Source organism: Paenibacillus polymyxa (genome assembly GCF_015710975.1).
GTDB lineage: Bacteria > Bacillota > Bacilli > Paenibacillales > Paenibacillaceae > Paenibacillus > Paenibacillus polymyxa.
The window spans coordinates 5,811,810-5,824,605 of sequence record NZ_CP049783.1 but is presented as its reverse complement, the minus strand read 5'-3'; the positions used below and the strand labels follow the sequence as shown (position 1 = coordinate 5,824,605).

Genomic DNA, 12,796 nt, shown 5'->3' with positions numbered 1-12,796 from the left:
CTCCTTCTTGATAATTGAATAACTTCACTATAAACCTTAGGTCAGACCTAAGGTCAATAGAAAATAACCGCAGAGTTTACCTCTCGTTCATAACCCGTTATAATCATAAGATTAGTGAGCATAAACCAAATGTTCAGGATGAAGGTTAGAATGGGGAAATTATGTTGAAGACATTTAAGAAGGTATACATTGAGATAACAAGCATTTGCAATCTTGCATGCAGTTTTTGCCCTCAGACACAACGTGTCAAAAAATTTATTGATCCGGAAGTCTTTCGGAATGTGCTTGATCAGGTCAAGCCGCATACGGATTACATTTATCTGCATGTCAAAGGAGAGCCTTTGCTCCATCCCAAAATTGATCTTTTGCTGGAGAGTGCGCATGAGAAAGGCTTAAAGGTCAACATTACCACCAATGGTACCTTGCTGCCGAAGACCGGACATAAGCTGCTTGGTCAGCCGGCATTACGGCAGATGAACTTTTCTCTTCATAGTTTTGACGGGCATGAAGGTTCTGTGGATCGAGAAGGTTATTTGGGTCATATTTTCACGTTTGTCAGAGAAGCTGTGAAGCACAATGTCATTATTTCATTCCGTCTCTGGAACCTGACTCAAGATAATTTGACTAATGTGCAACGTCAGCGCAACCGCGAGACACTGGAGCAATTGGAGCAAGAGTTTGGGCTGGACTATCGGATTGAAGAAAAAGTAATGCCGGGCAGTGGGGTCAAAATCGCCCCCAATGTATATTTGAATCAAGACTACGAATTTGAATGGCCTAGCCTGAGTGCACCAGAAGATGACGGAAAAGGCTTTTGTCATGCGCTTCGCAGTCAAGCGGCGGTTTTGGTGGATGGAACAGTGGTCCCTTGCTGTCTTGATGGAGAAGGCGTCATTAATTTAGGAAATGTGCATGAGCAAACTTTTTCCGAGATCGTGGAAGGTGAGCGTGCAAACCGTCTGTACTTTGGATTCTCCAAGAGAGAAGCAGTGGAAGAGTTGTGCCGAAAGTGTGGTTATCGCAAACGATTTGGAACCTAATCATATCGGTGGAAAGCCAAGCGACAATTGAATGGTTTACAAAAAAAGATAGCCCTTTACAGGGCTTTTTCTTATATTTGGATAGGGGGTGAGCGGTAGTAATGAAGTTGAACGATCACATTTTATTGTGGAATCATGTGTTTATACAAGTGATGGATGTTCGCCATAAGAAAATGGATAAAGGGGAAGAAATGCGAAACTACAGACTTCCGGTCAGTGCGTTTTTATATACTGTACGCGGAAGTGCGCGGGTATGGTTAGATGGCAGTGTTCATAGGGTGGATCGTTTTCATGTCCTGCATGGGGGAAAAGGAATGTGCCTGAGCGTCATGACGGAGGATGTGCTTGAATATTACATCATTCTGTACAAGGCAACTTTGGCCCTACCTGGTCGGAAGGAGATCGCACAATTGCTGGAAAAGGGAAATCCTTTTCAGAATCAGTATGCTTTCGCACCTCATTACCCGCTGCCCCTGTATGATAAAGTGAAGCTGTTGGAGCAAGAATGGCATAAGGGATCGGGACTTGGTAAACTGCACGTCAAAGCTTTATTTCATCATTTTGTCTTCGAATTGTTACATCAATTGGATCGACAAGGCATTCAGTCCCTTAAGCCTGACTTGGTAGCGCAAGCTGTAACTTATATTTGTGAGCATTTTAGTCGGTCTATAACACTAGAGTCCATTGCGGAGGAGCTAGAGTGCAGTAGCGGACATTTATCAAGGCTGTTCAAAAGTAAAATGCATACCAGTCCAATTCATTACTTGGGCCAGATACGGGCAAATCGAGCGGCAGAGCTGCTAATGCAGACGGATGCCACTTTGCAGGAGATCGCAGAGCGTGTGGGATATCCAGATGCTCATTCATTAAGTCGCAGCTTCAAGAAATATAAGGGACTATCTCCTGTACGATTCAAAAAAGAACGGCAGCAGCATATTCAGGCGCAAGATCAGGATATGCCCCAAACGAAGTTTAAATATGCCCTTCAGCGGACAGCTTTCACCCGTTATACTGATATTGATTATCAATATCGGTATCATGCGAAAGGGGATTTATTCATGCACGGAAGAGGCAAAATTACAGCAATGATGATCATGTTGTGCTTATCATTGATGCTGGGAGCCTGCTCAGCTCCGACGAATACAAATGGAAGCTCGCAAACGAAAGCCAATCATACAGCGACATCATCCAACAGCGATGGACAAGCGGCAGTACAAGCACAGACCAGAACGGTTAAGACACTAAAAGGCGATGTGGAAGTACCTGCTAACCCGAAACGAGTAGCATCGGATCAGTATATGGGTCATCTTTTAAAACTGGGGATTATACCTGTAGGGGTCAGAAGCTTTATGTTGAATGAGGCTTGGATTGATCAATCGGGATATCCCAAAGAGAAGTTAGCCGGAATCAAAGATCTTGGGGATTTTCCTATGGATTTGGAGGAGCTGACCGTACTGCAACCGGATTTAATTATCGGCTCAATTGAAAAGAACATCGACAGCTACCAGAAAGTAGGAACGACTGTGTTCCTGCCGTATTGGGAGGGTGAATCTACAGCGGGACCACTGGATAAATTCCGCAGAATCAGTGAAATATTTGGTAAGCAGAAAGAAGCCGAGCAGTGGATTACTGAATATGAGAAGAAAGTTGCAGAGGCTAGAACTAAAATTGACGGTATTATTAAAGATGGAGAGACGGTTTCGATCGTACAAGTCGCCAATAAATCAATCTATGTTTTAGCGGCGAAAGGCGGTAACTACGGAAGTCCAACCATATATCAAATGCTACAGCTGCCACCCACTAAGAAAGCATTGAATATGAAAGAAGGATTTGAAAATATTTCGCTTGAGGTTTTACCCGAGTATATGGGAGATCACATCTTTGTATATGGCTCAGAAGATGAAGGGGCCAATCAGATTCTACATAGTGAGCTATGGAAGGGTCTTCCGGCTGTAAAAAAAGGACAGGTGTACATGTACGGTTCATTCAGCGATAAAGGGGATGAGTTTGTGATGGAAGATCCCTATTCGCTGGAGCTTCAACTGGACACTATAGTTAATCTCTTATTAGCCCACAAAAAATAAAACTGGATGTAGCTTAAACAAATCGGTGCATTTTCCTGATGGAATAACTTGATTGATAGAAAAATAGACCGCTAAAGACAAGGGTAAACCTCTGTGTTTAGCGGTTTTTTATCGTATTTTATGTAGGCTTTTACATCAGTCCCTTATTGGTAGTTATCATGGTGTCATGAACGACTGCGCTGCAACGTTCCCGTTTACAAAAAACAGCGACAAATCTCACATAAAACGACATATTCCGACACTGGAATGCCATATTATTAGTAAGTGTTGATAGGCTATAATCGTAGCAGTGAAAACTGATTGTCATAAAAATTTATTAGAGTCAGGATTGGTGGTTCAAATAATGAAGCTCGCAACAAAATTAACCTGGATGATGCTCATCATGTTCCTCCTCGTAGGCTCCTCCATTGGATACTTCGGATATCGTACCGCTTACCATCAAGTGGATGAAGCTGCAGGGATCGAGCTGGTGGGCTGCGCCAATATTACGACAGGTCTTATAGATCCCGCGGATATATCGGGTCTGGCCAGTGGAGATAAGAGCAAACTTACTGCCATTGAAAAGCGAATTGGCTGGATCGTAGCACATAAGCCTATTTTTAAAGAGGCTTTCATCATGTCTTTAGATGGAAAAATTCTGGCCGCCGACGCCAACCTCAAGCAAAGAGGCTACCAAGCTGGCGATTCCTTCTATTTCACGGATGAAGACAAAGAAATGATAACTACGATGAAGCATTCAGCATATTCCAAGGTTTATACATATGAAGGAACCTCGCTTAAAACTGGTTATGGTCCCATTTACCAGGATCATGATCCCACCAAGCCCATTGTTGCACTGATGGCCATCAATTTTGACGGCTCATTAATTCAGGAACGGACGTTGGATATTATTGTTCATCCCTTTATTATTGGCGGTTCTATTTTTATCGTGGCTATCCTTGTTGCTTACCTGTTGATTCGCCATATGGTAAGTCCGCTTACCAAGCTGTCAGCCTCTGTGAATACCATTACCAAGGGCGATCTTACCCATGAACCACTTCTTTTCAAAAGCAAGGATGAAATCGGGACTCTGGCCCGCGACTTCAACGATATGACAATGAATTTACGCAACCTGATCACTCAGGTCAATGACACCTCTATACTGGTCGCTTCTTCCTCTCAGGAGTTGTCAGCCAGCGCACAGGCAACGAACCGTGCTGGGGAGCACAGCGTGAATGTTACGATTGAGCTAACAGATGGGGCGCATACCCAATTACAGAATCTAGAAGAAAGCTACAAAGCGGTTCAGGATATATCTCGCTTCATCAGCGATATTGCGGGCAATGCAGACATCGCAAGGAACAAGGCAGTCGATAATGTCCAGAAAGCGCATCTTGGTCGGGAATCGATGGATTCCACCACCTCCCAAATGGGAGTTGTGAGTGAAAGTATCGGCGATCTCTCAAGCATTATTAATACGCTTGGCAGCCACTCCAAGGAGATTGAGAACATTGTCGGCACCATCGCCAGTATTGCCGAGGAGACTAACTTACTATCTCTAAATGCAGCGATAGAAGCTGCCCGCGCTGGAGAAGAAGGCAGGGGCTTTGTCGTTGTCGCTGACTCTGTCCGCAAGTTGGCCGAACGTTCAGCCACATCCGCCACACAAGTTAGTGAGCTGATCAGTTTGATTATCGCCCAAATGGACAAGGCGGGACAAACTGTGAAGCGTTCCACGGACGAAATGCTGCAAGGGAAAGCGTTGATTATATCGGCCGGACGTTCCTTCTCCGAGATTGAAGCCTCCGTTTCTGATGTCTCTTCCCAAAGCGAGCAAATATCAGCTACAGTTCGGGATCTGGCACTGATCTCTGAAGGGCTCGTTCAAGCCATTCAGAATACCGTGCTCGTCTCTAACCATACAGCTAAAGGGGCAGAATCTCTATCGGCTTCTTCAGAGCAACAGCTTGTTGCTATGCAAGAAGTGGAATCCTCCGCAGAGCTCCTCTCATCACTGGCCGAGAAGCTTCAGGTACTTGTAGAGAACTTCAAGATTTAAAATTTTTTTTAATTGTGTAACGGGAAAAACCATCTGTATTCATCAAGGAGAAGCCCTGTGTTTGGCGTTTTTTTAAGTGGAATTTGCGATAGTTTTCCTTCAGTCGCTTATTGTGGTCGTTACGGTGACGTTGTTGACAGATGTTGAGGAAGCGCTGGTGTTGAAATTGATCACCTCAATAACTACGGTAGCGCCAACTAACAAGCCAGTATTTATGATTAGATTAGTAGGAGAAAGTGTCGTTAATCCGCCTCGCTGCAACGTTCCATTCACAAATACATTGTAGTAACCGTTACTGGTCGGAACCAGCAGACTGTTTGCCGCAACTGAAGTCCCACTATCATTCGTAAAATTTTGTGCCGGGATGGTGGTCACTCCCCCTAGGATGTTGCCGAGCACAACAACGGCTGTGTACCGATTGACAATTGGAGTGACATTTATATTCGTGGTGATCGCAATGTTCCCAGATACAACACTGTCTGCTTCCAGATAGATTCGGATAATAGACATAGGAATTCCTCCATTCCTAATATTCCAGATGTATCTCATAGTTTATGTAAATATTCTAGCTATGGATTGGATGGGGAGGAGTCTCCAGATTATTTCATTTTGTTCAAGCTTCTTTGTGCCCGAGTTACTATTCGCTTCGTTTCCTTTGTATCTGAAGCCAACAGCCATGTATCACATACCTGAATTACCCATTCCGGGTTAGTTTTGCTGGCATCATTCAGCCAATTGCCCACCGAGTCTTGAACATATTTGACAGGGTCAGATTGAACCACTTCCAAAAGTGGAAGGGCTAACTCGGGATGTTCTTTTAGTTCAGGGATGTGTTTGGCCCAAACGCCTTGTGGCCGGGTTAATTCTATAGCAAAACGACGTATGTTAGCATCCTTGTTTCGCATCCAGCTGTTTAACAGCACAAGCGCCTCATCCAGTTGCAAGGATATAGGTTCTCTCATTGCCATCCAGGCAATTTCACGTACTCCGAAATGGGAATCTGCTGCAAATGGTCGAATACCAGCTAATTTTTCTTCTAGACTTAAACGGGAATCTACCCCGATGATGTAGGCAGCCCAGCAGCGAATGCTATCTGAAAGATGAGAGGCCATCGCGTCAAAGATACGAGTACGCTCTTCTAACGTTTGTTGCTCAAACACATGAAGCCATGCTTGTGCTATTGCGGGTATTATTTTCATGATCTTTTTTTCCTTCAGATGATCCAATTCAGTCAAGAAGACATTGAATGATCGCTGCAATCCAAACTCATCAAGAGCGTTCCGCAGAAGTACAATATGATCTACAGCCAGCCATTCGGTAAGATTCACAGTCTCAAGTTGTCCCTGTTGTAGCAATTGAAGTACATCAGTAGGGATATCTGTTCTTTTGCGAGCCCCTTTGCGGTGTAGCATTTCATCACTCCATATCGTATATTTGCTGGTAGGTATACGATAATTCTTTTGTCAGGAGGAAAGATGTAATGTAGCTTACAACTTGGCTAGCTTTTGGCGATGGATGTAAATTGTCTTAAAGCCGGTCTTAATGACCCTTTCTTTGACGAGCTCCTGTAGAGCGGTTGTTACAGCCTCACGGGTGGCTCCAACCAAATGTGCTATTTCCTGGTGAGAAAGCGGGAAATCAATTTTGTAATACTCATCATGACTTTGAAGGGCAAATTGATCGCATAATTTTAAAAGAACATATAAAATTTTATCCTGTAAATTTCCCAAGGCTAAATGCTGGGCCAGACTGCTCATTCCTGAGATTCGGTCACTTAGCACCTTGATCATGTTCATCATAAACCGGGGATGTTGTATTAAAAAATGCTCAAACCGGTCTTTGTCCATCCGGCAGATATCGCATTCTTCTATCGTTTCTATATACATATCCCTTGTCCCTAATGAAATCATATCCATTTCACCAAATACATTCCCCTCATTGAGGATATCCAAAGTAAATTGCTTCCCGTCAGCATTTAGCTTATATAGACGTACTTTTCCCTTCTTCACAAAATAAAGCCCTTCGGAAAAGGTATCTGGGGTTTGAATAAATGTATTTTTTGGTAGAGTCGTAATGGAGGTCATTTGATCCATTTCAATCAAATCTTCTCGTGAGAGACTATGCAGCAAATTGAATTGGGATAAGTATTGAATGCTATTCATATGTTCTCCTTTTCGTTACATCGAGTATAAAGAATCAACTACAATTATAGCTTCTATAAGGCATATTCACCTATACTCTCAATTGTTTGCATTAGAGTGAGCAATAAACTGGGGAGTCAGGCGGATTTAAGTAAACGGAAGATTGGTATAAAATAGATGTACATGAATAGCAGATACATAAAGAGTGAGGGTATACGATGATCCAATTAAAAGATATCGGCAAATTTGACGTTCTTCCAGAAATCGCAATGCATATTGTAGAAGGCAATATATCGGCATTACGCCAAGCGCTGACCGAAGGCTGGGATATAGAACAAGAAATTAAACTCAGCAAATATTCGACGTTAAGTCCATTAGACCTTGCGCTTATTTGCGAGCGATTGGATGTGTTGAAGCTGTTGGTGGAGCAGGGAGCTCAGCTCAATGCAAAAGATCGCCCCGCATTTTTAACAGCTGTTCGCTACTGCTCAGAAGAAATTGTCCGCTATGTGGTGGCCCATGGTGCCAAGCTGGACGGAAAAAATCAGGTCAAAGCCGGTGCCTATGAGCAAGCCTATTATGGCAATAAAAAGAATATCTTGCTGATTCACGAACTTGGCCTCGATATAAAGCAGCACGGTGGGGCAACGCTGCGCAACGCAGTTAGTAACCATGATCTGAACACCGTGGCACTACTGTTGGAGCATGGTGCGGATATTAATTACAATGCCCCTAATATGGTATATCCCTATAAAGCGACTCCTTTAACTGTGGCAGCACGAAATAATGATTTTGCGATGGTTAAGTACCTGGTAGAGTATGGAGCTGATGTGACACTGGCAGAAAAGGATGGAGATCGGGCATATACGATTGCTGTTAGCAATAAGAACGTGGAAATGGCCGAATATCTAAAGTCTGTGGAACCACCAGCGTTTCATAATCTGGAGAATAAACGACATACCTTAAAAAGCTACAAGCTTCCTAAGGATCTTGTAGCCTTTCTGATGGGAGATCAGCTCCGTGTGGATCTTCCAGAAAATGATTTAGGTATCCAATTTGTTGAGTTCTTCTCTTTCATAGATACGGTTGAGATGAAGGTGGGACGGCAAAAGCTGTTGCGATTGTCTCTAAACGTAGATAACTATTCGGATATCCTTTTGGTGTGGAATCCGAAGCACAAGTGTCTTGGTTATTATGACGAGGAGCATCAAGAATATGCGGATGTATGCAGCTTTGCTGAGTTTCTTGCGCAGCCGGAAGATTATCTAGAGAAGATGATTGAGGGTGAATATTTATCCTAATGAGGTGAGCCATGAATGCGGTATGCACGCAGTCATGGCTCTTGTTGAGTTAATCCAAGCTTGCAGCACTGACCCTCGCGTCCAGGCCATAAGAAAGTTTTATGATTTGCTGGCTGAAGAATCGAGAATTACAGCTACAGCAATCCAGACCGTAGGGAGCAAGGGATATGATGGGGCATATTAAAGTGTCAGAACGTTTTTGAACGTTTACTGCTGAATTCCTATGTAAGAAGAATGAATTCACATAAAAGTAGCTGAATTTTCTTTAAAATGTAAACGTAATCATGCTGATTGGAGCAGGAATTCACCATTTTGTAAAAAAATGAAGTTGGAATGAATTTTTTTGAATCTTTTTGGAGAAAAATGATTGTTTTTTGCTAGGTTTGTGGTACGATAAGAACAGTTGGGGGAATGAAGATGCTGACGGAAGAAAGATACAAGTTAATAATACAGCGCTTACAAGAGCGTGGTGTTGTAAAATTGCAGGAATTGGCTGATCTCTTGGGAGCTTCTGAGTCAACGATTCGGCGTGATTTGATAGATCTTGAAGGCCGTCAGTTGTTAAAGCGGATTCATGGCGGGGCAACCTTGCTGAATCAGAAAAGTCAGGAACCTGGCATGGAAGAAAAAACATTCAAAAACGTTCAACAAAAAAACGCAGTCGCTCGTATGGCAGCCAAAGAAATTTTGGATGGTGAATGTATCTATCTGGATGCGGGAACAACAACGATGGCGATGATTCCTTACATTGAAGCTAAAGACGTGACGGTCGTGACGAATGGTCTCTCCCACGTAGAAGCACTGGTAAGCAAACGAATTAGAAGCTATCTACTGGGAGGGATGATGAAAATTCATACCAAAGCCGTAATCGGGAGTATTGCCCTACAGAATTTGGACAATTTTCGATTCGACAAGTGCTTTCTGGGAACGAACGGGGTAGACGTGGAGATGGGGTATACCACTCCTGATCCTGAAGAGGCGCTGATCAAGCGGCGTGCCCACCAGCTGTCCGGCAAAACATATGTGTTGGCCGATTCCAGCAAAATTGGAGAAGTAACCTTCGCCAAACTGTTCGAACTCAAGGAAGCTATCCTTATTACTGAATCGGTGCCGGAACGTTCACGCCGATCCATCGCACAGAAAACTAAGATAATCGAGGGATAACGATGATATATACAGTAACGCTGAACCCTTCCATTGATTATATCGTGGAAGTTGACGATTTGAAGCTTGGTGATTTGAACCGGATGAAACGTGATTTAAAACTGCCAGGTGGCAAGGGAATTAATGTATCACGTGTACTAAACCAGTTGGGGGCAGACAGCACGGCGATTGGTTTTCTCGGAGGGTTCACAGGCAGGTTTATCGACGATACATTGCGGGAAGAATCCATTAAAACTGATTTTGTAATGATCGAAGATGACACACGGATCAATATTAAGCTCAAGCATGGTGATGAAACGGAAATTAACGGTTTGGGGCCTGCGATTCGTGAGCAAGAAGCCGATGCATTGGTGCAAAAGCTGGCGAGTCTCCAGAAAAATGACATTGTCGTCTTGTCGGGAAGCATCCCGCCATCCCTTGGAGGGGACTTCTACGAGCGACTGATTCGCGTATGTCAGCAAACCGGGGCTGAATTCGTTATCGACACCACAGGTGAGGCGCTGATGAAGGCCTTGGTTCATAAACCGCTGCTCATCAAGCCGAATCATCATGAGCTGGCTGAGTTGTTTGGCGTAACTATTCATTCTGAGGAGGAGATCGTCACTTACGGTCGTAAACTACTGGAAGCAGGTGCAAAAAATGTACTCATTTCCATGGCAGGAGAAGGGGCTTTGTTCATTACGGCAGATGAAGTGTATCACGCAAATGTACCGGCAGGAACGGTGAAAAATTCTGTAGGCGCAGGTGATTCTATGATTGCTGGATTCGTGGGTACGCTGGCTCTACATGGCGATCCGATCGAAGCCTTCCGTGCAGGAGTGGCATCCGGAAGCGCAACCGCGTTCTCCGATGATCTGGCTACGAGAGAGAAAATTGAACAATTACGGCCGCAAGTCACGATTTCAAAACGGTAATCTGGCTACAGCATGAGCTTATTATGCGTGTGTCTACACGCTGATCGAACTTAGGAGAGTGTGAAAAATGAGAATAACAGACCTGATGATTAAAGAAACGATGATCATGGACCTGCAGGCGACGACAAAGGATGGGGCGATTGAGGAACTCATCACCAGTCTCGAAGCAAGTGGACGTATTAATGACCGGGCCTTGTTCAAAGAAATGATATACAAACGCGAAGCTGAATCCAGCACTGGAATCGGCGGTGGTATTGCGATGCCGCATGCCAAGACGAAAGCCGTGAATGAAGCGACCGTCGTTTTTGCCAAAAGCAGTAAAGGCGTAGAGTTCGAATCGCTGGACGGTGAACCCGCGAAGGTATTCTTTATGATTGCAGCTCCAGAGGGAGCAGCAAACACACATCTTCGCACACTGGCTGCCCTTTCTCGGTTGCTCATTGATACTGATTTCATCGACAAGCTGATGAATACACAAACACCGGATGAAGTAACAGAGCTATTTGATACTAAGCAGGCGGAAGAAGAAGCTGCCAAGAAAGCAAAAGAGGCCAAGAAAGAGGCAGCCAAAGCACAGCAAACGCCGGACGTTATCGTTGGCAACCCGGATTCTGACGAGTTTGTAGTTGCGGTGACCGCTTGTCCTACAGGCATTGCGCACACGTTTATGGCTGAAGACGCTCTCATTAAGAAAGCGAAAGAAATGGGTGTCAATATCCGGGTAGAAACGAACGGCTCGGAAGGCGCACAAAACGTACTGACAGCAGATGAAATCCGTCGTGCCAAAGGCGTCATTGTTGCAGCTGACAAGAAGGTTGAAATGGCCAGATTTGACGGTAAACCTGTATTGCAAAGACCGGTAAGTGACGGTATCCGTAAATCTGAAGAACTGATTCGCAAAGCGCTGAACGGCGAAGCGCCAATTTACCGTAGTGAAGGTAAAGGCAACGCTGAAGAGTCAAAAGCCGAGAAGACCAGCGTAGGCAGTAAAATTTACAAGGATTTAATGAACGGGATTTCTCATATGTTGCCATTCGTTGTCGGCGGGGGATTTTGTTAGCGATTTCCTTCTTGATCGAACAAGTGGCTGGAGAAGATAATGTACTATTCCAACTGCTGCAAACGATTGGCGGAGGAACAGGTGCGTTTCACTTCCTGATTCCGATACTGGCCGGATTTATCGCAATGAGCATTGGAGACCGCCCGGCACTGATGCCAGGTATGGTCGGTGGTTTGATGGCTGTAAACTCCAATGCAGGGTTCCTTGGCGGTCTGGCAGCTGGTTTCATGGCCGGTTATGTAGTTATCTTCCTGCGTAAAGCTTTTGCAGGTCTGCCGAAAGCTCTGGACGGTTTAAAACCAATCTTGTTATACCCTGTATTTGGACTCCTAATTTCAGGCGCGATTATGTTCTACCTGTTCGATCCAATTTTTGGTGGTATTAATACGTGGCTTGTCAATGTTCTGAACAATTTGGGAACTGGTAATGCGGTTATTTTGGGTCTGATTCTGGGCGGAATGATGTCGATCGACATGGGCGGACCTTTCAACAAAGCAGCATACGCATTTTCGATCGGTGTCTTTACTTCTAGCGGTAACACAAACGGGGCTATGATGGCAGCTGTTATGGCAGGCGGTATGGTGCCTCCACTGGCGATCGCACTAGCTTCGACGTTCTTCAAAAATAAATTTACCGAGCAAGAACGCAAGTCTGGCTTGACAAACTATGTACTCGGATTGTCCTTCATTACGGAAGGTGCCATTCCATTCGCGGCTGCTGACCCTCTGCGAGTCCTGACCTCTTGTATTGTAGGCTCGGCGATCGCTGGCGGTCTGACGCAATTCTGGCAAATCAATCTTCCAGCTCCGCATGGCGGAATTTTTGTAGCAGCTCTTGCCAACCATGCGTTGCTATTCTTGCTTGCAGTGGCGATCGGCTCCGTGATTTCCGCGCTCATTCTGGGACTGTGGAAAAAACCAGTTGAAACGAAATAACGAGTATCACAAGAGTATAGAAATTAAAAGAGGAGCCGAACTCCTCTTGGTCTTATCATAGGAAAACCGCTAAACACTCGTATATCGAGGTGTTTAGCGGTTTTTTTATGGGCTCATAA

At 44.5% G+C, this 12,796-nt stretch carries 10 protein-coding genes and 1 pseudogene; 8 read left to right on the top strand and 3 right to left on the bottom strand.

Annotation, left to right across the window (positions count from 1 at the left end; translation table 11 throughout):
- Nucleotides 1-161: 161 nt before the first annotated feature.
- The 3 genes from G7035_RS26475 to G7035_RS26465 all read left to right on the top strand — a co-directional run bounded on the left by G7035_RS26475 (nt 162) and on the right by G7035_RS26465 (nt 5,162).
- Entirely contained in the window at nt 162-1,040 is an 879-nt protein-coding gene (locus tag G7035_RS26475) for a radical SAM/SPASM domain-containing protein (protein ID WP_016819646.1), read from the top strand.
- Between the two features lie 101 nt (nt 1,041-1,141).
- A complete protein-coding gene (locus tag G7035_RS26470; protein WP_019686853.1) occupies nt 1,142-3,124 on the top strand; it encodes an AraC family transcriptional regulator in 1,983 nt (660 codons plus the stop codon).
- A 343-nt stretch (nt 3,125-3,467) separates the two neighbouring features.
- Nucleotides 3,468-5,162 (top strand): methyl-accepting chemotaxis protein, encoded by a 1,695-nt coding sequence (locus G7035_RS26465; RefSeq protein WP_019686854.1) that lies wholly within the window; start codon nt 3,468-3,470, stop codon nt 5,160-5,162.
- A gap of 99 nt (nt 5,163-5,261) precedes the next feature.
- On the opposite strand, the gene G7035_RS26460 is transcribed toward G7035_RS26465, so the two are convergent.
- The 3 genes from G7035_RS26460 to G7035_RS26450 form a co-directional block, all read right to left on the bottom strand.
- Nucleotides 5,262-5,672: a DUF4183 domain-containing protein gene (locus G7035_RS26460; RefSeq protein ID WP_019686855.1), complete on the bottom strand. Its 411-nt coding sequence runs from the start codon at nt 5,670-5,672 to the stop codon at nt 5,262-5,264.
- 89 nt (nt 5,673-5,761) lie between these two features.
- Nucleotides 5,762-6,574, bottom strand: coding sequence for a DNA alkylation repair protein (locus G7035_RS26455; protein ID WP_019686856.1), 813 nt, complete (start codon nt 6,572-6,574; stop codon nt 5,762-5,764).
- Nucleotides 6,575-6,649: 75 nt separating this feature from the next.
- Nucleotides 6,650-7,324 carry a Crp/Fnr family transcriptional regulator gene (locus G7035_RS26450; RefSeq protein ID WP_019686857.1) on the bottom strand — a complete coding sequence of 225 codons (675 nt, stop codon included), beginning with the start codon at nt 7,322-7,324 and terminating at the stop codon, nt 6,650-6,652.
- 197 nt (nt 7,325-7,521) lie between these two features.
- Here G7035_RS26450 and G7035_RS26445 point away from each other — a divergent pair, with 197 nt between their 5' ends.
- The 5 genes and pseudogenes from G7035_RS26445 to G7035_RS26425 all read left to right on the top strand — a co-directional run bounded on the left by G7035_RS26445 (nt 7,522) and on the right by G7035_RS26425 (nt 12,677).
- The gene (locus G7035_RS26445) at nt 7,522-8,604 is read left to right on the top strand and encodes an ankyrin repeat domain-containing protein (RefSeq protein WP_019686858.1); all 1,083 of its coding nucleotides are present in this window, start codon (nt 7,522-7,524) and stop codon (nt 8,602-8,604) included.
- Nucleotides 8,588-8,788 (top strand): hypothetical protein, encoded by a 201-nt coding sequence (locus G7035_RS26440; RefSeq protein WP_019686859.1) that lies wholly within the window; start codon nt 8,588-8,590, stop codon nt 8,786-8,788. The genes G7035_RS26445 and G7035_RS26440 overlap by 17 nt, the downstream gene beginning before the upstream one ends.
- A 233-nt stretch (nt 8,789-9,021) precedes the next feature.
- Complete coding sequence (locus tag G7035_RS26435) at nt 9,022-9,768, top strand: DeoR/GlpR family DNA-binding transcription regulator (protein WP_016819655.1); 747 nt, start codon at nt 9,022-9,024, stop codon at nt 9,766-9,768.
- Between the two features lie 2 nt (nt 9,769-9,770).
- Nucleotides 9,771-10,682 (top strand): 1-phosphofructokinase, encoded by a 912-nt coding sequence (pfkB, locus tag G7035_RS26430; RefSeq protein ID WP_016819656.1) that lies wholly within the window; start codon nt 9,771-9,773, stop codon nt 10,680-10,682.
- 67 nt (nt 10,683-10,749) lie between these two features.
- Nucleotides 10,750-12,677 (top strand): annotated as a pseudogene (locus G7035_RS26425) (PTS fructose transporter subunit IIABC).
- Nucleotides 12,678-12,796 lie beyond the last annotated feature (119 nt).